Raw genomic sequence first — 17,804 nt, forward strand, 5'->3', positions numbered from 1 at the left:
GGGTGGAGCAAACGGCCGCATTAGTGAAGCGGCCACGGGCAAATCAATAAACTGAACGCCCGGGACTGTGCCGGGCGTTCAGGTTTCACCTTATTAGAGGAATCACGCCCGGCCTGCCGTTGTCAAGCAGGGAGGCGTGAGGATGGCCGTCCGCGACGGCGCATTGGCCCTCGATCCCGGATCACGACGCCATGTTGGCGATGACGCCGACGGCGAGGATGATCGCGGCGAAACCGGCCAGCATCAGCAGGCCGCCCAGCACCAGGATCACGATGGTCACCGTGCCCAGCTCGCGGCGCTGCAGCTGCGGCTGGTCGGTGTAGGCCCAGCGGTCGACCACCACGGTGTCGCAGATCAGGTCATGCAGGCCCTGCTTGCGCTCGGTGAAGGCAGCCATCAGGTAGCCGATGCACAGGGTCAGGCCGCTGAGGATGGTCGCGAAGTAGCGGCCGATGCTGCGGCCCAGGGTCAGGCGATCACCGTTGCCGCGCACGACCTTGATGCCGATGGCCATCTTGCCGAGGGTGGCGCCGCCACGGGATGCATGGAACCAGCCGTAGTAGGCGGCGGCGATGAACAGGCCAGCCAGACCACTGATCAGCTGGGTGACCACTTCCACCGCGGTTTCGCCGCTGCCGGTGGCGCCCATGCCGGCACCGAGCACGAAGCCCAGTATGCCGCCGACCACGCCGCTGGGAATCAGCAGGACGAAATAGTCGATCAGGTAGGCGGCAAAGCGCTTCCAGAAGCCGGCGTAGACCACTTCGCCGCCCTGCACCGGCTGCGAATAGTCACCGCCGCCCGCGCCGGGCGCGGTGTACGGCGAGCTGCTGAGGGCGCCGGTGCCCGGCAGGGGCGCGGTGCCGTTGTCGATCGCGGCGTAGTCGTTGCGCAGGTCGAAGCCACCGGTGGCGTTGGACGTGCTGGCATCGGCCAGGGTCTGCAGGCCCAGTTCGTCCACCATCTGCCGCAGCGGCGCCCACTGTCCCATGCCTTCGCGCCAGACCAGGGTGTCCAGATTCAACTGGCCGCGCTGGAAACGCTGGCGGATCTCGGTGACCTCCAGCGGTCCCTGGCGTTGCTGTCCTTCGGCGTAGTACCACTCAGTCATTGCATGTCCCCTGTTGGGTCGTCCTTGGTGGGTTGCCCGGTGCGCGGCTCAGCCGCGGCATTGCGTGGGCAGATACTTGTCGTCGCTTTCGCCGCTGCATTCCCAGCGTCCGCTGTCGCGGTCGTACTCGAGCCACAGCAGGTCGCCATCCTGGCTCTTGCCCGGAAACGCCAGCGTCGCTTCGATACCGCAGTGGCCATTGTTGAAGCGGCCGATATGCACGGCCGACAGGCCCTGGCCCGCGAATTCGTCCACGGCCGGGAAACCGGCGTCGTTGGCGCCCGGGCAACGGCCCTGGTCATCGGCGAAATGCTGGACCTTGTCCTTCAGCGGCTGCAGTGCGGTGATCGCGCCAGCGACCTTGGCCTTGACGGTGTAGTCGTTGTAGGCCGGCAGGGCGATAGCCGCCAGGATGGCCAGGATCGGTACCACCACCAGCAGTGCAACGCCGCCGATGATGGCGGTCAACGCGCAGCCGGACAGGCCCTTCTTCGCGACCGGCGCGGCATCCATCGGCGTGGTCGCGTACGGAGAGGCAGGTGGCAGGGTGGGCGGCAATGGGGCGACAGGCGGCGGCGGTGCCGCAGTTGCGGGTGCATCGACGGCGGGCACGATCAGGCCCAGTTCGTCGACCACATTGCGCAACGGCTGCCATTGCGGCAAGCCGTCGCGCCATACCAAGGTGTCCAGGGTGATCTGGTTGCTACGGAACAGCTCGATCAACTGTTCCGAGGGCAACGGGCCTTGCTGGCGGTTGCCTTCGGCATGGAACCACTCACTCACGGGGGACGCTCCTGAATGCGCACGGCCCCCAAGTGTACGGTCAGTGCAGGGGTTCTGGCTCGTCCACGAACATCTGCGTTTCCATCCAGGCGTAGGCCGCCTCGGCGCCGGGCTGGTTGAACAGCACCATCAGCACGACCCATTTCAGGTCGTCCAGGTCCAGTTCGTCCTGGTCCAGGGCCATTGCCCGGTCCAGCACCAGCTCGCGCTGGCCGGCATCCAGGATGCCGTGCTGTTCCAGGTACAGCAGGAAACCACGGCATTCCACGTCAAGCTTGTCCAGCTCCGGGCCGTGATAGATGCGCACCGGGCCATCGACCCGGGCCTGGGCCGCGCTTGGGCGCTGCGCTGCCAGGGCATCGAGCCATTCGAATGCCTTGTTGATCTCAGTGGGGCTGAAACCGGCCTGGATCAGGCCATTCTGCAGTGAGTCGCGGTCACGGATCAGGTCCGCATCTTCGCTGAAATAGTGTTCAAACAGGTACAACAGTACATCCAGGATGCTCTCTTTCATTGCCCCTCGGCCTGCGTCGCGCGACGCTGTGGAGGTGAAGAAACTAGGGACGTCGACAGTAGCGGCCGTGTACGCACACCACGATCCCCGCAAGTTCCATGGCCAGCAGCATGGAGGACACCTCCGACGCCGTCAATCCACATTGCGTGATCAGGGAATCCATACTGATTGGGTCGTGCTCCAGCGCCCGCCACAAGCTCTGGTAGTCAGCGTCGTTCGCCCAGCATGCCGGCAGGTCCGCCGGCGCTGCCTGTTCAGTGGGGGTCGCAAGCCGGGTTTGCAAGCCCGGAAGCTGGTGACGCAGTGCTGGGGCCAGCAGTTCCAGCACTTCTTCGGGCCGTTCGACCAGGGCAACCCCTTCACGGATGAGCCGGTGGCAGCCGGCGGCGCGCGGATTGAGCACCGAACCGGGTATCGCGCAGACCTCGCGGCCGGCTTCGGCTGCCAGCCGGGCGGTGATCAGGGCGCCCGAGCGTTGCGCGGCCTCGACCACCACCGTGGCCAGGGCCAGCCCGGCCACCAGCCGGTTGCGTGCGGGGAAGTGGCCCGGCCGTGCGGGCGTGCCTGGCAGGTATTCGCTGAGCACCACACCTTCGGCGGCGATTCTTGCCTGCAGACGGCTGTGGCTGGTCGGATAGGCACGGTCCGGGCCGGTGCCTATCACCGCGAGCGTGCAGCCGCCTGCGTCCAGCGCCGCCTGGTGGGCGGCCGCATCGATACCTGCCGCCAATCCACTGGTCACCGCCAGCCCGGCCTCGACGAAGCAGGTGGCAAACCGGGCGGCCAGGGCACGGCCGGCGGGGGTGGGTGAACGGCTGCCGACCAGGGCTACCGCGGGACGCCAGGCGATGGCCGGATCCCCGGCAACGAACAGCGCCAGGGGCGGATTGGGTACATCGAGCAGGAGGGGCGGGAAGGCCGGATCGTTGCAGGCCAGCAGATGATGATCCGGCTGCTGCAGCCAGCGCTGCGCAATCGCGAGGGCGCGGGTGTCGGGACGCTCCAGCGCAGCGCATTGTTCCGGCGTCCAGCCGTGGGCCCGCCAGCCTGCAACGCCCAGTGCCAACGCCGCATCCGCATTGCCGGTGGTCTGCAACAGCGCGCGCCTGGGTGCCAGGGAACCACCGGCGATCAACAGGCGCAGCAGCGCCTCATGTCCATGCTCAGTCATCCCCCGACTATCGGCCCCACACAACAAAGGCGCCCTAGGGCGCCTTCGCGTATTGCTGTCAGGGTATCCCGGAGGTTGCCGGCCTATGTGGCCGGCGCCATCTGCCGAGGCCGGGCGGGGCCCGGCGCCGGATCATTCCGCGTCCGGATGCAGCGCGCTGTAGCCCACACGCACCGGCTTCACGCCCTGCATCACCAACGCATAGCTGACGTTGTCGAAGGTGCGGAAGACCATCGCATGCGCGGCGTACTCATCCGGCAGGCTGACCCGGCCGGCGCCCGTGCTGGTCGAGTCGTCCATGCGCGAGGACCCCGGGAACTTCATCCGGTGCGCCACGTGGCTGCCCTGGCGCCACAACGAGAACACAGTGCCGTTGTCCACGCCCTGGGCGCGGCCAGCGGAAATCGCGATCACATCGCGCGGGCCGCCGGCGTTGAACATGTCGGTGACCGCCAGTACTCGCACGTCGACGCCTTCCACACCCGCTGCGGGTACATGCGGGAAGAACTGCAGGTCGTACGGCGTGGCCTCGACCGGTACCAGGCGGTCGCCGGCACGCACTTCACGGCCGCCGCTGGCGTTGTCCAGTACCAGGGTCGACGCTTCGGTCTTGCCGCCGGCCACCTTGGTGATGGTGCCGGTGCCGACCTGTGCCAGCTCGTAACCCAGTACGCCACGGCGGTGGTTGGGGGCGCTGAAGGCCTTCCAGAGGTTGCCGCTGCCCGGGGTGACATCGCCGTTGGCGGTCAGGTCCTCGGTTGGCTTGGGCTGGGCGTAGCGCACGGTCGGGCGGACCACGGCCCAGCGCTGCCCGACCTGGGTGTCGGCCAGGCGCACATAGGCGGTCTGCCCACCGGTGGCGCGCAGGCGGTTGTCTTCCAGGCCGACCACATACGGCAGCTGTTCGATGCTGTCGACCACGCTGAGCTGCTTCAGGAACGGCTCGACCTGGGCCAGCGGCACGCCGGTCACCGGGGCTTCCTGGCGCGGGCCGGGCTGGGCCGTCACCCGGTCCAGGTAGGCCAGGCTGAGGACGTCACCGGGATAGATCAGGTGTGGATTGGCGACCTGCGGATTGGCCTGCCAGATCTCCGGCCACAGCCATGGTTTCTGCAGGAATCGTCCTGCGATGTCCCACAGGGTGTCCCCTTTGCGGACCACATAGGTGTCCGGGTGCCCGCCATTCACTTCCACGGCGGTAGCATAGGCAGCCACGGTCAGCATCGCCGCGGCGACGACCGTACGAAAACGAAGCAACATAGGTGTGAAGCCCTGATTCCCCAACAGGTCCGCGCACTATAGTCCAGAAACCGGGGCGCAAGGCAAGCGTTGGAGCTAGAATCTGCGACGTATGCCGGCGTAACCCGGCCCCAACCCCGGAAACTGCCATGGCTTTACTCCCCATTCTTGAGTTCCCCGATCCGCGCCTGCGTACCAAGGCTGCGTTGATCGATGCCGCCGAAGTGACCACGCCGGCGTTCCAGGAGCTGCTCGACAACATGTTCGAGACCATGTACGACGCCCCCGGCATTGGCCTGGCTGCCAGCCAGGTGGACGTGCACCAGCGCTTCATGGTCATCGACGTGAGCGAAGAAAAAAACGAGCCGCGCGTGTTCATCAACCCGGAAATCGTCGCCAAGGACGGGGGCCAGGTGTACCAGGAAGGTTGCCTGTCGGTGCCTGGCATCTTCGCCGACGTGACCCGTGCCGACACCATCACCGTCAAATTCCTGGACCGCCAGGGGCAGCCGCAGGAACTGACCACCGATGGCCTGTTGGCGGTCTGCGTGCAGCACGAGATGGACCATCTGGACGGCAAGCTGTTCATCGATTACCTGTCGCCGCTGAAGCGCGAAATGGTCCGCAAGAAGCTGGCCAAACAGCGCAAGCACGTGGCGTGATGGTTGTGGCGGGCCGCCCTTTCGGGGTGGCTCGCGCCTGTGCGTGACGCGCGGGCTGCCTGGCGCCGGTCGACGGCGCCGTTTTTTTTCCTGCACGATTTCATCCTGCAAGTGGGGTTGCCATGAGGATTGTCTTTGCCGGTACGCCGGAATTCGCGGTGTCGTCGCTGCGCGCGGCCGCGCGTCATCACGAGGTGGTGGCTGTCTATACGCAGCCTGATCGCCCGGCCGGTCGCGGCCGTGGGCTGGCGCCTTCGCCGGTCAAGCTGGAAGCGGTCGCCCGTGGCATCCCCGTGTACCAGCCGGAAACGCTGAAGGACGAAGCGGCCCAGCAGCAGTTGCGTGACCTGCAGCCGGACCTGATGGTGGTGGTGGCCTATGGCCTGATCCTGCCCAAGGCGGTGCTGACCATCCCGACCCACGGTTGCTGGAACGTGCATGGTTCGCTGCTGCCGCGCTGGCGCGGCGCCGCACCGATCCAGCGTGCCATCCAGGCCGGTGACGAGAAGACCGGCATCTGCCTGATGCAGATGGAAGCAGGCCTGGATACGGGCCCGGTGCTGCTGCACCAGGAACTGCCGATCGCCGCCACCGATACCGGTGGCCAGCTGCACGACAAGCTGGCCGAGCTCGGCGCACAGGTGCTGTCCGATGGGCTGGGCCTGCTGCGCGCTGGTATCAAGCCGATCGCACGGCCGCAGCCGGAGCAGGGCGTGACCTACGCGCACAAGCTGGACAAGGGCGAGGCAAAACTGGACTGGGCGCAGGACGCAGAAGCGCTGGCGCGCACGGTGCGTGCGTTCAATCCGTGGCCGATTGCCGAGGCACTGTTGGCCGCTGAGCGCGTACGCATCCACGGCGCGGTGGCGCTGGATGTGGCGCATGGCCAGGCACCGGGCACGGTGCTCGCCGCTGGCCGCGAGGGCATCGACATCGCCTGCGGGCAGGGCGCACTGCGCCTGCGCGTGCTGCAGCGGGAAGGCGGCAAGGCAATCACCGCCGCCGACTACCTCAATGCCCGCCGTGACCTGCGCGTGGGGGTTTGACCGGTGAGCAAGGCAGAGGATTTGTCCATCGCCAAGGCGGCGCCGGGCGCAGCCACCCGCATGCTGGCCGCGCGCGTGCTGGCGCAGGTGTTCACCCGTGGTCGTTCGCTCAAGGCGGAGCTGGCCTGGGCGCTGCCGAAGCTGGCCGACACCCGCGACCGCGCGCTGCTTGAAGCACTGTGCTTCGCGGTGCTGCGCCGACGCAGCACCTATGACGCCGCCCTGCAGGAATGGATGCAGAAGCCGCTGTCCGCACGCGATGCCGACCTGCGCACGCTGCTGATGGTGGGCTTCGCCCAGCTGGATGTGCTGGAACTGCCGGCTCATGCGGCGCTGTCGGCCACGGTCGACGCTGCACGCGCACTCGGCCGCGAACGCCAGGCGGGCCTGGTCAACGCGATCCTTCGTCGGGCCCAGCGCGAGGGCTTCCCCGAACAACCGGCACGCGATGCATTTCCGGTCTGGCTGGCCGAGGCCGTCGAACGCGATTGGCCGGCACAGGCCGAGGCGATCTTCGCCGCCAGCCTGCAGCCGGCGCCACTGTGGCTGCGTGCCAACCGCCAGCACGGCGGGCGAGACACGATGATGGCGGCCCTGGCCGAAGCGGGCATTGCCGCCGAAGCCAGCCCGTTGAGCGCCGATGCATTGCGACTGGCCGCGCCGGTTCCAGTGAACCAGTTGCCCGGCTTCGGCGAAGGCCTGCTGTCGGTGCAGGATCTGTCGGCGCAATGTGCCGCCGACGCGCTGGCGCCGCCGACCGGCAGCCGCGTGCTCGACGCGTGTGCCGCCCCGGGTGGCAAGTCGGCGCACCTGCTCGAGCGTGACCCCAGCCTGCGATTGCTGGCGCTGGATATCGATGCCCGTCGCCTGGCGCGCGCCAAGGACACGTTCGCCCGCACCGGTGTGGGCGAAGGCGCCGAAATCCTGGTGGCCGACGCCAGCGATCCGGGGGCATGGTGGGACGGCGCTCCGTTCGATGCGATCCTGCTGGATGCACCGTGCTCGGCCACCGGCGTCATCCGGCGGCAGCCGGACGTGATGTTCCATCGCCGTGCGGAAGACATCGATGCGCTGGTCGGCATCCAGGCCCGGTTGCTGGAAGCCTGTTGGTCGATGCTGCGCCCCGGCGGTGTGCTGCTGTATGCCACCTGCTCGATCCTGCGCGCGGAGAACGTCGACCAGGTCAAGGGCTTCCTGAAGTGGCATGCGGATGCGGAAGCGGTCGCGCTGGGTGACGCATTTGGTCTGGACTGTGACGGTATCGCTCGCCAGCGCCTGCCCGGTGAAAACGATGCTGACGGATTTTTCTACGCGCGTCTGCTAAAAAAGGCCTGACCCAACCGCTGTCCGAGCCCCCATGCTGAAAACCCGTGCGTCACGCCAGACGTGGCTGTTTGTTGTGATGGCCCTGTTGGTGTTGGGCGCCGGCCTGGGACTACGTGATCCCTGGCCCTCGGACGAACCGCGCTTCGCCCTGGTCGCCAAGCAGATGGTGGACAGCGGCGACTGGCTGTTCCCGCACCGCGGGCTGGAGCTGTACTCGGACAAGCCGCCGATGCTGATGTGGTGGCAGGCCACGCTGTACAGCGTGATCGGCAACTGGCGTGTGGCGTTCCTGCTGCCTTCGCTGATCGCTGCACTCGGCACGCTGTGGTGCGTGGTCGACCTCGGCCGGCGCCTGTGGACACGCCAGGTTGGCCTGTATGCCGGTTGGGCGCTGCTGTTCGCCCTGCAGTTCACCTTCCAGGCGAAGAAGGCGCAGATCGACCCGCTGGTGGTGTTGTTCATCACCCTGGCCAACTACGGTCTGCTGCGCCACCTGTTGCTGGGGCCCGCGTGGCGCTGGTGGTGGCTGGGCTGGTTCTTTGCTGGCATCGGGGTGATTACCAAGGGCGTGGGCGTGATCGCGCTGCTGATGATCGTGCCAGCGGTGATCGGTTCGGCGCTGCACTGGCCGCGGGTGCGGCTGCATGCACGCGACCTGCGCTTCTGGCTGGCGCCTTTGGCGTTCGTGCTGGCCATCGCGCTGTGGCTGGTGCCGATGGTGATGACCGCGCTGGCGACCCGCTCCGGCGAGTACCTGGCCTATATGGACGACATCCTGTTCCGGCAGACCGCCAAGCGCTATGCGCAATCATGGGACCACCACCAGCCCTGGTGGTACTTCCTGGGCACCATGCCGTCGATGTGGATTCCCGCCTTCCTGGCCGTGCCGTGGGCGATCCCTGCCTGGCGGCGCAGGCTGCAGCGTCGGGACGCGCGCTATCTGTTGTTGCTGGGCTGGTGGGCGCTGATCGTGCTGTTCTTCTCGATCCCCAATGGCAAGCGCGACGTCTATATCCTGCCCGCGCTGCCGATGTTCTGCCTTGCGTTGGCGCCGCTGCTGCCGGGGCTGCTGCGCCGGCGCGACGTGCAGTGGCTGCTGGGCGCGTTCACCCTGCTGCTGTCGCTGGGCACGTTGGCCGCCGGGCTGGCGGCCCTGCTGGGCAAGCCCGGCTTCGAAACGCGGCTGATGCAGACGCGCGGCATCGGCAATGGCGAGATGAACGCCCTGGCCTGGGCGGCGATGGCGATGGGCGGCTGGGGTGTGGCCAGCCTGCTGTTGTTCGGGCGCGGCCGCCGCCAGCTGGCGCTGGTCTCGACCCTGACTGTCGTGTGGGTGCTGTACAGCCTGATCGGCTATCCGCTGCTGAATGATTCAAGTTCCGCGCGCGGCCTGATGCGGCACACCGGCCAGCGCATCGGCGCCGATGCCGAGCTGGGGCTGGTGGCCTGGAAGGAGCAGAATCTGTTGATGGCCGACCGCCCGGCCGCCACCTTTGGTTTCAACGAGCCTTGGGATGCTCAGCTGGCTGCGGCCGTGGAGTGGCAGCAGCTGGCGCCCCGGCGCCGCTGGCTGCTGGTCCACGAAGACGCGCTGCTGCCCTGCATCGACCGCAGCCGTGCAGAACTGGCCGGTATCGCCAACCGCCGCCGTTGGTGGCTGGTGCCTGCCGCTGCGGTCCAGGGGCTGTGCGTGGCCAGCGCCGACGAGCGGGAACGTGAACGGCGACTGCAGCGTGAGGAGTAACCACCCAGGCCTGCGCTTGTCCAGACTGCCCAAGCGACCGCAAAGGCAGTAAAACATCAGTGTGGGATCGGCCGTGCCGGCGATCCCGTTCATTCAATCGGTTCGCAGCGAAACTCTTCAACGTGGCAGCTTCACAGAACAACCTGGAATCCACGGTCGGTGATCCGCTGGGCGTACCCGTTGGTGGTCGCCCGCGCGCTGCGCACTGGTTGGCGCAGATCGGCCTGTTCTGCATGCCGGCGCTGGTGCTGACCATTCCCATCAACCTGCTGCCGTATGGCCTGGTGTTGCTGGTCACGACGCTGATGGCGCCGGAATTGCTGTGGCGTGCGCGGCACATGGATACCCAACCGATCAGGGTGTTGACCTGGCTGACGCTGGCGGTGCTGGCCCTGGGCGTGCTCTCGATGGTCGTGTTCGAGCATGGCCTGCGCAACGTCGACAACCGCTCGCGATTCCTGGTGATCCCGTGGATCGCGGTGTGGGTCTGCGCGTTGCGGCCGGACATGCGCTGGTTGTGGCGTGGTGCGTTCGCGGGCCTGCTGGGTACCTTCGCGCTTGCGTTGTTGCAGGTCTTGGGAGGCGCGCCGCGCGCGGAACTGTCCACAAACGCGATCGTGCTCGCCGACATCGTGGTGATGCTGATGGTGCTGCTGGTGTTCTGCCGGCCCTCGCGACGCTGGTCGCTGGTGATCGTCGGCATGGCCGCCGGGTGTGGAACCATCATCCTCACCGGCAGCCGTGGTGTGTTCGCAGCGCTGCTGGCGTTGCTGGTGGTGCTGGCACTCAGCCTGCGCTGGCGCACCGGCGTGGCGCGCCTGTCGGTGCTTGCCGGCATGCTGGCCATTGCTGCGACCCTGCTGCTGTCGGTGCCCGAACTTCGCCACCAGGTGCGCCTGACCGAACTGCATAGCGATGTGCAGCGCATGGAGCAGGGCGACAGCGACTCATCGGCAGGTGCCCGCGTCGAGCGCCTGCAGGTGGCATGGGATACCTTCCTCGATCACCCGCTGATCGGGGTGGGCGTGGGCCACTTCGACAACGCCATGCAGCGGGTTCCGATCTGTCGCGAGGATCCGCAGGAACAGCGCTGTCATCTGGGCCATGCCCACAACGATGTCGCCGAATGGGCGGCAACCCAGGGCGTACCCGGCCTGTTGCTGCTGCTGGCCGTGTATGGCGTGCCCCTGTGGGTGTTCGTGCGCCTGCACCGACGCAGCGGGCACACCACCTTCCGTGGTCCGGCCGTCGCCGGCGTGATGGTGGTGGTGTCCTACATCCTGTGCGGACTGACCCAGTCGATGTTCGCCCACCAGATGACCGCCAGCTTCTACGTCACCATCGTCGGCCTGCTCACCGGGCTGTCGATCGTGGAAGGGGCGCGGCACCGGGCAAAGAGCGCGCGGTAACGTCCAGCCACGCTCTAGTGCACCTCAGGGCTGTGGCGGATCGGACACAGCCTGACCGTTGCCCAGCATCCACAGCATGATGGTCTTCTGCCGCACGTAGTTTGCGCGCACATAGGCATACACCAGACCATGCCAGCCGTCGCGGAAGCCGCCACGGAACAGGAAGCCGCGCCAGAACCGCCAGGCCGGCGCCAGGACCAGCTTGCCGAGGGTCGCCCGTTTGCCGCGCGCGAACTCATGCTCGGCCATCATCCGCGCGTACTTCTCGGTCTTGGCCAGCTGCTGCTGCAGCGAGCGGTAAGGGAAGTGGATGAGGTCCCCGCGCAGGGTGCCGACGGTGCCATCGACGCTGGCCGCCTCATGGATCTCGCGCTTGCCGCGCCAGCCGCCGTGGCGGCGGTCGAACAGGCGCAGCACCCGGTCCGGATAGGCATTGCCGTGGCGCAGGAATCTGCCGAAGTACTCCGACAGGCGCGCGAAGCGGTAACCCGCATGACCTGCAAAACCGCCGTCGCGGGCCTGCTCGATGGCCGTGCGCAGTTCCGGGCTGACGCGCTCGTCGGCGTCCAGGCACAGTACCCAGTCGTGGCGGGCCTGCTCGACGCAGAACGCCTTCTGCCTGCGGAAGCCATCGAACGGGCGCTGCAGCACGCGGGCGCCGGCCGCCTCGGCGATGGCCACAGTTGCATCGGTGGACAGCGAGTCCACCACCACGATCTCGTCGCAGAAGGCCAGCGAGGCCAGGCAATCGCCGATGCGCCCGGCCTCGTTGAACGCGATAATGCAGGCCGAGATGCGAGGCCGTTCGATGGGAGCGGTCGTGGAGGACATGATGGCCGGGTACCTGTTGTTTGCGACGGAGCGCTATGCGCTGCCTATTCTCGCCCCGTTGGTGCAGGCCTTGCACGCTTCCGGCCAGGAAGTGGCGGCCTGGTTCGAAGATGGTGCGGCCGGCAGCCAGCTGCCCGGCGTTCCCAACATCGGCCTGAAGCAGGCCCTGGCGATGCGCCCGCGGGCGGTGTTCAGCGCGGCCAACTGGGTGCCGACCTTCCTGTCGGGGGCCAAGGTGCAGCTGTTCCACGGCTTCAACGTGGAAAAGCGCGACAGCGCGCGTGGCCACTTCCGGGTGCGCGGCATGTTCGACCTCTACTGCACGCAGGGCCCTGCCACCACCGCGCCGTTCCGCGAGATCGCGGCATTGCAGGGCCATTTTGCCGTGGCCGAAACCGGCTGGCCGAAGCTGGATCCGCTGTTCCGCGACGACGGTGGCGACAGTGCCGCGCTGCGCAGTGCGGCCGGCGGTCGCCCAGTGATCCTGTTCGGTTCAACCTTCACCGAGCGCTTGAGTGCGGCCCCGCACCTGCATGCGCAGATTGCGGCCGACATCGCCGCCGGGCAGCACTACTGGCTGCTGACCCTGCACCCGAAGTGCCCACCGGAACTGTTCGAACGCTACCGCGCGCTGGCCGGCGCCAATGCGCGCTTCATCGAACCGGAGCAGGTCATGGCCGCCCAGCGCGCCGCCGACGTACTGGTGTCGGACACCTCATCGATCGTTTCCGAGTTCATCGTCCAGCACAAGCCGGTGGTGACCTTCCGCAACCGCGTGCCGAAGCCGCACATGATCGATTTTGACGATCCGCAGCAGCTGCCGGCCATGCTGGCGCGCGCGCTGCATCCCGACGCGGCGTTGCAGGCGGAGATCGTGCGCTACGCCGATGCCATCCACCCCTACCGCGATGGCCTGTCCAGCGAGCGGGTGATCGCCGCGACCGAGGATTTCCTGTCCGGCGAGATGGGTGTGCTGCGTCGCAAGCCGTTCGGCAGCTGGGTGCGTGACCTGCAGATCCGCAAGGACCTGGGCTACTGGGGGCCGTCGCAACGGTGATGGATGCGCAGGGGTCGGATCCCATTCCTGCGGATTGGGATCCGACCCCTGCACCGCAGTAGATCCACGCCATGCGTGGATGGTCAATTCAACGCTCGGCCGCTTACCAGCGCAGCTTGCGCCGCGCCAGCGCCGTGGCCAGTTCTTCCATCAACGCCTGTGCACGCGCCTGCGGCAGGTAGCGCAGCGCCAACGCCACATCGCCATGCGCACCGGCGGTGTCCAGCTGCAGGCTGGCCGTACCCAGCAGCTTGTCCAGCGGTGAGCGCTGCAGGCGCAGGCCCTGCACCTTGTCCAGCTCGGCCCAGCGCCACCAGCGCTTCCACCAGCCGCCGCGCACCGCCACGAACTGGCCGTCCAGGTGCCAGCCCATCCGTGCCATCTGCCGGTGCGCGATCAACAGGCTGACCGGCAGCCAGGCCAGCAGCGCCAGCGCCGGCAGGCCCCAGCGCCAGTACAGCGCGGCGGTCAGCAACGGCACCGTCAGCAACGTGGACAACGACAGCCGCCACCATCCACGTTGAGGTATCGGCTGCCACTGCTGCGGCGGCCATTGCAGCTGTGGCAGCAGGTGGCGCACCAGCCCGTCGCAGGCGCTGGCGCCGGCCAGAGGCGCCAGTTCGCGCAGTGCGCGATCGTCGTCGCGCGCGGGGCCGCCGGCGGCGCTGTCGATACGCAGCTGGCGCAGCCCGAACCAGCGCTGCAGGGTGCTCTCACCCAGCGTCCAGGCCTGGATGCGGCGGCGTGCGACGCTGCTGCGGGTGCGGCTGAGCAGGCCGGTGGAGACGGTCAGGCGCCGCTCGTGCTCGCTGAGGGTGAAGCCGTGGTAGCGCAGCAACGTCAATACCACCGACAGCACCCGCAACAACAGCCAGCCCAGCAGCAACGCCGCGGCCAGCAGCACCAGCCCACCGGTCACCCCGGCATGCAGATGGCTGGCGTAGCCGAAGGCCTCGCGCCCGCCACGCTGGATGGCATCGTCCATCACCTGGCGCGGCACGGTCTGGAACAGGACACCGAAGGCAGCGATCGCCAGTGCCCAGCCACGGTTGGACAGCAGGCCCATGCGCAGCACATCCCAGCTCGACAGGCGCAGCAGGACCTGCTCGTCGTCGGAGGGCACGACACTGGCAGCCGGCGCGTCGCCCGGTGCTGGCTCGGGTGCCTGTCCACGCTGGCGCACCAGTTGTTCCAGGGCCAGCGCCTGATCAAGCCGCAGCACCCGCATCTCCGCTTCCGGGCGCACACCACCGGCCGATTCCAGGCGCAGCTCGGCAACCCCGAACAACCGATGCAACGGGTTCTGCCGCACTTCCACGTTGTGGATGCGGGCGAAGGGAATCTCGCGCCGGTTGCGCGCCAGCAGGCCGCTGCGCACGGTGATCGCATCGTTGCCGATGCGATAGCGGTAACTGAGGTACTGCAGTACCGAGACCAGCACCAGTGCGGCGATGGCGGTCAACGGGATCAACTGTGCCCACATCGGATCGCGGTCGCCGCGTTGGCCGAACACCAGCAATGCGATCAGGGGCAGGAAATAGTGGCGCAGCTGCATCAACAGCACGAACAGCCACGACCACGGGTGCAGGCGATGTTCTTCGCCACCGCTGGGCAGCGACGGCGGCAGGGGCGGCGGCAGGCTCACAGGGCGTCGGCGTCCTGGTCGAGCTGATGGGCCAGGGTGTCACGCAGGCGCTCGGCATCGGCTTCGTCCAGACCGTTGACGGTGACCGCACTCAGGCGGGTGCCGGCGGTGTGCACGATCAACGTGGCCAGGCCTGCGCGCCGCTCCAGGGGCCCGCGACGCAGGTCCAGGTGCTGCACGCGCGAAATGGGGATGCGGGTCTCCAGCTGCCACATCAGGTCGCGGCGCAGGCCCAGGCCCTGTGCGTCCAGCCGCCAGCGGGTGCGGGTCAGGCGCCGATGGCCGATCCAGGCGCCGAAGACGAGGCCGACCAGCAGGCCCAGCATCGCTGCCCACAGGCCACCGGGAAGATCGAAGAACCACCAGAGGGCCGCCAGCGGTGCGCCGGGGATGAACAATCCGCCGAAGGCGCCCTCCAGCGCCGCCAACCGGGCAGCGCGCCGCGGCAGGGGTTGCCAGTGGTCGAGGGGCATTTCGGTGGCGGCAACGGGCAAGGGCAGTTCGGTCACGCGGGCGTCCGTCGGGCAGCAGGGCGGGCAGGCGCGGTGATGGCCGCACCGCGCAGACGTTAGCAGGTCGTCCGCGCTACTGGGCGGCCTGGATCAGCGCGTCGACATCCAGCAGGTGGCCGGCGCGGTCGGCCTTGGTGCGCAGGTAGTGCTCGTTCTCGGCGGTGATCTCGCCGGTGACCGGAATGCAGTCCAGCACTTCGATGCCGGCATTGCGCAGGCGCTGTGCCTTGGTCGGGTTGTTGCTGAGCAGGGCAACACGGGATACGCCCAGCCCGCGCAGCATCGCCACCGCGCTGCCATAGCGGCGCTCGTCGGCGCCGAAGCCCAGCTGCGCATCGGCGTCGATGGTATCCAGCCCGTCATGCTGGTAGCCGTAGGCACGCATCTTCGCGGCGATGCCGGTACCACGGCCTTCCTGGTCCAGGTACAGCAGCACGCCGCCGCCCAGTTCCTTCAGTTTGCGCAGGCCGCGACGCAGTTGGTCGCCGCAGTCGCACTTGAGCGAACCGAACAGGTCGCCGGTGAGGCAGGACGAATGCACGCGCACCGGCACCACGGCGGACAGGTCCGGTTCGCCGACGATGATCGCCACCTGGTCACGCTGGGCGACGCCGCCGCGGAATACCGCGAACGTGGTCATGCCGACATCACGCAGCGGCACCAGAGAACGCGCCACCAGTTCGTAATCATGTGCGGCATGCGCAGCGCCTTCGGCCAGATCGCACAGGGCAACCTCGGCCGCGCCATCGAACGTGGCGTCGTCTGAATCCAGGCGCACGGCCACCATCGCCGGCAGCAGCAGGCCCAACCGGGCCAGTTCCACCGCGCCGGCATCGAACGCATCGCCTGCACTCCAGGCCGCGGGCATCGGCCCGGGTTCGCGCAGGTAGCCCAGCGAGGGCAGGGCATCGAAGGCGACGCCGGCCAGCGGCAGGCGTGCACCCTCGGGTGCCTCCATGCCGAGCACGCGGGCGCGGGTGGCGGTCAGATAGAGGTAATGGCGTTCGCGCGCGGCGCTGGCGAAGGCGGCAAAGCTGCTGGCAGTGGCGCTGTCCAGCGCGATCACCGCCAGGCGCTGGCCCTGGCCATCGTGGAGCAGGACCGGACGACCGGCACGCAGTTCGGCGACCGCGCGCTCGCAGCGGATCGCTGCCGGATCACCGAACAGGGAGGAAGCAGACATGGCAGGACCGGGGGAGGCGGACATCGGTGTCTCTATGGGGGCGCCAGCGTCGTATTCAACGTGCTGCGACGGTGTGTCGCAGGCCGGGTGCAGCGGCTCTCAGTGCGGATGTTCGTCGGTCGCGTACGGGTCTTCCTCGCCGCTGCCCGGTGGCCGCAGCGTATAGCGCTTGTAGGTCCACTGGTACTGCGCCGGGTCGCGGCGGGCGATACGTTCGATACCCGCGTTGAGCGCGGTGGCCGCCACGTGCGGGTCCGGGTCGGCCACGGCCGGGTCGGTCGGCTCGATGTGCAGGGCGAATTCCATGTCCGGGCCGATGCGCTCGCACCAGCCATACAGTACGGTCGCGCCGGTGCGCTCGGCCAGGCGGTTGACCAGGGTCATGGTCAGTGCCTGCACGCCGAAGAACGGCACGAACACCCCGTCGCCGGCCTTGGGCTGCTGGTCGGGCAGGATGCCGGTGGCACCGCCGTCCTTGAGCACCTTGAACAGCTGGCGCACGGCCGGGCCCTCGGCGCGCACCTGCTGCACGTTGTCGCCGCCGCGCACGATCTGCAGGAAGGCATCGCTGGCCTCGTCCTCCGGCGGCTTGTAGACGATGGCGATCTGCCCGCGCGAGGCCAGCCACTGGTTCAGCAGCTCCCAGTTGCCGTAGTGCGGGGCCGCCACGATCACGCCCTTGCCGCTGGCCAGCGCCGCGTCGTACAGCGCCTGGCCGTGGCGCTCCTTCAGGTGCAGGCGCAGGTTGTCTTCGGGCTTCCGGCTCCACAGGCGCAGGGTCTCGATGGCCTGCAGGGCGGTGGAGCGCAGCAGTTCGCGCTGCAGGCGTTCGCGTGCTGGCGCGTCCAGCTCGGGGTAGGCCAGCTCCAGGTTGCGGCGGGTGACGCGGCTTTCGCGGGCATCGAGGCGCACCCACGTCCAGGCCAGGGCGCGCGCGAATCCGCGCAGCAGCGGCCAGGGCAGGCGGGCGAAAAGAGTGGTGGCGCGGTAGACCAGCCGGGCTTTGCGGTGTGGATTCATCACCCCCAGTTTAGCCAAGGGCGCTGCTATCGTGGCCGGCCCTTGCCTGGAAGCCCGCCGATGCTCGTCCTGATTCAACGTGTCAGCCAGGCCGCCGTGCATGTGGAGGGGGAGGCGGTAGGGCAGATCGGCCCCGGCCTGCTGGCCCTGGTCGGCATGGAGCCGGGCGATACCGAGGCCCAGCTGCAGCGGATGGCCGAACGCGTGCTCGGCTACCGTGTGTTTGCAGATGAGGCAGGCAGAATGAACCGCTCGCTGCGTGATACCGGCGGCGGCCTGCTGCTGGTCAGCCAGTTCACCCTGGCCGCGGACACCCGTTCCGGCATGCGGCCGAGCTTCACCAGCGCGGCACCGCCGGAGGAGGCTGAACGCGGGTTCAATCGATTTGTCGACATCTGTCGTGAAAATCACGCGCCAGGGGTAGAAACGGGCCGCTTTGGTGCCCATATGGTCGTCAGCCTGGTCAATGACGGTCCCGTGACCTTCCTCCTCAGGCCCTAGGCCACCGGGACCACCGCCCGGCAGGCCGGGCCCCGGGCTGGTATAATGCT

17 protein-coding genes are annotated in these 17,804 nt (G+C 68.1%); 7 read left to right on the forward strand and 10 right to left on the reverse strand.

The window, feature by feature from the left end:
* Positions 1–181: 181 nt before the first annotated feature.
* From WKB25_RS03760 to WKB25_RS03780, 5 genes are all read right to left on the reverse strand, one after another.
* Positions 182–1,111: an RDD family protein gene (locus WKB25_RS03760; RefSeq protein ID WP_265951936.1), complete on the reverse strand. Its 930-nt coding sequence runs from the start codon at positions 1,109–1,111 to the stop codon at positions 182–184.
* Positions 1,112–1,159: 48 nt separating this feature from the next.
* Complete coding sequence (locus WKB25_RS03765) at positions 1,160–1,894, reverse strand: GYF domain-containing protein (RefSeq protein WP_340568795.1); 735 nt, start codon at positions 1,892–1,894, stop codon at positions 1,160–1,162.
* 40 nt (positions 1,895–1,934) lie between these two features.
* Positions 1,935–2,408, reverse strand: coding sequence for a DUF494 family protein (locus WKB25_RS03770; RefSeq protein ID WP_025879062.1), 474 nt, complete (start codon positions 2,406–2,408; stop codon positions 1,935–1,937).
* A 43-nt stretch (positions 2,409–2,451) separates the two neighbouring features.
* Positions 2,452–3,579, reverse strand: a complete 1,128-nt coding sequence (dprA, locus tag WKB25_RS03775) for a DNA-processing protein DprA (RefSeq protein ID WP_340568796.1) — start codon at positions 3,577–3,579, stop codon at positions 2,452–2,454.
* Positions 3,580–3,711: 132 nt separating this feature from the next.
* Positions 3,712–4,839: a LysM peptidoglycan-binding domain-containing protein gene (locus tag WKB25_RS03780; RefSeq protein ID WP_340568797.1), complete on the reverse strand. Its 1,128-nt coding sequence runs from the start codon at positions 4,837–4,839 to the stop codon at positions 3,712–3,714.
* 128 nt (positions 4,840–4,967) lie between these two features.
* On the opposite strand from WKB25_RS03780, the gene def reads away from it, so the two are divergent.
* From def to WKB25_RS03805, 5 genes are all read left to right on the forward strand, one after another.
* Positions 4,968–5,480 carry a peptide deformylase gene (gene def / locus WKB25_RS03785; protein WP_025879059.1) on the forward strand — a complete coding sequence of 171 codons (513 nt, stop codon included), beginning with the start codon at positions 4,968–4,970 and terminating at the stop codon, positions 5,478–5,480.
* A 122-nt stretch (positions 5,481–5,602) separates the two neighbouring features.
* Positions 5,603–6,526, forward strand: coding sequence for a methionyl-tRNA formyltransferase (gene fmt, locus WKB25_RS03790; protein ID WP_340568799.1), 924 nt, complete (start codon positions 5,603–5,605; stop codon positions 6,524–6,526).
* 3 nt (positions 6,527–6,529) lie between these two features.
* Positions 6,530–7,861: a 16S rRNA (cytosine(967)-C(5))-methyltransferase RsmB gene (rsmB, locus tag WKB25_RS03795; RefSeq protein WP_340568800.1), complete on the forward strand. Its 1,332-nt coding sequence runs from the start codon at positions 6,530–6,532 to the stop codon at positions 7,859–7,861.
* 22 nt (positions 7,862–7,883) lie between these two features.
* Positions 7,884–9,596, forward strand: coding sequence for a glycosyltransferase family 39 protein (locus WKB25_RS03800; protein WP_340568801.1), 1,713 nt, complete (start codon positions 7,884–7,886; stop codon positions 9,594–9,596).
* Positions 9,597–9,718: 122 nt separating this feature from the next.
* Positions 9,719–11,005: an O-antigen ligase gene (locus WKB25_RS03805; protein ID WP_340568802.1), complete on the forward strand. Its 1,287-nt coding sequence runs from the start codon at positions 9,719–9,721 to the stop codon at positions 11,003–11,005.
* A gap of 24 nt (positions 11,006–11,029) precedes the next feature.
* Here WKB25_RS03805 and WKB25_RS03810 read toward each other — a convergent pair whose 3' ends face one another.
* Positions 11,030–11,836 carry a glycosyltransferase family 2 protein gene (locus WKB25_RS03810; RefSeq protein WP_340568803.1) on the reverse strand — a complete coding sequence of 269 codons (807 nt, stop codon included), beginning with the start codon at positions 11,834–11,836 and terminating at the stop codon, positions 11,030–11,032.
* Here WKB25_RS03810 and WKB25_RS03815 point away from each other — a divergent pair.
* Positions 11,835–12,893, forward strand: a complete 1,059-nt coding sequence (locus WKB25_RS03815) for a CDP-glycerol glycerophosphotransferase family protein (RefSeq protein ID WP_340568850.1) — start codon at positions 11,835–11,837, stop codon at positions 12,891–12,893. The genes WKB25_RS03810 and WKB25_RS03815 overlap by 2 nt on opposite strands.
* A 103-nt stretch (positions 12,894–12,996) precedes the next feature.
* Here the strand turns inward: WKB25_RS03815 and WKB25_RS03820 are convergent, their stop codons facing one another.
* The 4 genes from WKB25_RS03820 to WKB25_RS03835 all read right to left on the reverse strand — a co-directional run bounded on the left by WKB25_RS03820 (position 12,997) and on the right by WKB25_RS03835 (position 17,253).
* A complete protein-coding gene (locus tag WKB25_RS03820) occupies positions 12,997–14,538 on the reverse strand; it encodes a PH domain-containing protein (protein ID WP_340568804.1) in 1,542 nt (513 codons plus the stop codon).
* Complete coding sequence (locus WKB25_RS03825) at positions 14,535–15,047, reverse strand: PH domain-containing protein (protein WP_340568805.1); 513 nt, start codon at positions 15,045–15,047, stop codon at positions 14,535–14,537. The genes WKB25_RS03820 and WKB25_RS03825 overlap by 4 nt, the downstream gene beginning before the upstream one ends.
* Before the next feature lie 76 nt (positions 15,048–15,123).
* Positions 15,124–16,257 (reverse strand): GTP cyclohydrolase II RibA, encoded by a 1,134-nt coding sequence (gene ribA / locus WKB25_RS03830; protein ID WP_340568806.1) that lies wholly within the window; start codon positions 16,255–16,257, stop codon positions 15,124–15,126.
* Positions 16,258–16,332: 75 nt separating this feature from the next.
* Positions 16,333–17,253, reverse strand: a complete 921-nt coding sequence (locus tag WKB25_RS03835) for a lauroyl acyltransferase (RefSeq protein ID WP_340568807.1) — start codon at positions 17,251–17,253, stop codon at positions 16,333–16,335.
* Between the two features lie 60 nt (positions 17,254–17,313).
* On the opposite strand from WKB25_RS03835, the gene dtd reads away from it, so the two are divergent.
* Positions 17,314–17,754, forward strand: a complete 441-nt coding sequence (dtd, locus tag WKB25_RS03840) for a D-aminoacyl-tRNA deacylase (RefSeq protein ID WP_340568808.1) — start codon at positions 17,314–17,316, stop codon at positions 17,752–17,754.
* Positions 17,755–17,804 lie beyond the last annotated feature (50 nt).

It is taken from the genome of Stenotrophomonas sp. G106K1, from assembly GCF_037969685.1.
Lineage (GTDB): Bacteria > Pseudomonadota > Gammaproteobacteria > Xanthomonadales > Xanthomonadaceae > Stenotrophomonas > Stenotrophomonas lactitubi.

What these genes read in the sequence shown, in the direction of transcription:
- WKB25_RS03760 (WP_265951936.1), bottom strand. Translation starts at nt 1,111, where the DNA reads ATGACTGAGTGGTACTACGCCGAAGGACAGCAACGCCAGGGACCGCTG.
- WKB25_RS03770 (WP_025879062.1), bottom strand. Translation starts at nt 2,408, where the DNA reads ATGAAAGAGAGCATCCTGGATGTACTGTTGTACCTGTTTGAACACTAT.
- dprA (WP_340568796.1), bottom strand. Translation starts at nt 3,579, where the DNA reads ATGACTGAGCATGGACATGAGGCGCTGCTGCGCCTGTTGATCGCCGGT.
- WKB25_RS03780 (WP_340568797.1), bottom strand. Translation starts at nt 4,839, where the DNA reads ATGTTGCTTCGTTTTCGTACGGTCGTCGCCGCGGCGATGCTGACCGTG.
- def (WP_025879059.1), top strand. Translation starts at nt 4,968, where the DNA reads ATGGCTTTACTCCCCATTCTTGAGTTCCCCGATCCGCGCCTGCGTACC.
- fmt (WP_340568799.1), top strand. Translation starts at nt 5,603, where the DNA reads ATGAGGATTGTCTTTGCCGGTACGCCGGAATTCGCGGTGTCGTCGCTG.
- WKB25_RS03800 (WP_340568801.1), top strand. Translation starts at nt 7,884, where the DNA reads ATGCTGAAAACCCGTGCGTCACGCCAGACGTGGCTGTTTGTTGTGATG.
- WKB25_RS03815 (WP_340568850.1), top strand. Translation starts at nt 11,835, where the DNA reads ATGATGGCCGGGTACCTGTTGTTTGCGACGGAGCGCTATGCGCTGCCT.
- WKB25_RS03810 (WP_340568803.1), bottom strand. Translation starts at nt 11,836, where the DNA reads ATGTCCTCCACGACCGCTCCCATCGAACGGCCTCGCATCTCGGCCTGC.
- ribA (WP_340568806.1), bottom strand. Translation starts at nt 16,257, where the DNA reads ATGTCCGCCTCCCCCGGTCCTGCCATGTCTGCTTCCTCCCTGTTCGGT.
- WKB25_RS03835 (WP_340568807.1), bottom strand. Translation starts at nt 17,253, where the DNA reads ATGAATCCACACCGCAAAGCCCGGCTGGTCTACCGCGCCACCACTCTT.
- dtd (WP_340568808.1), top strand. Translation starts at nt 17,314, where the DNA reads ATGCTCGTCCTGATTCAACGTGTCAGCCAGGCCGCCGTGCATGTGGAG.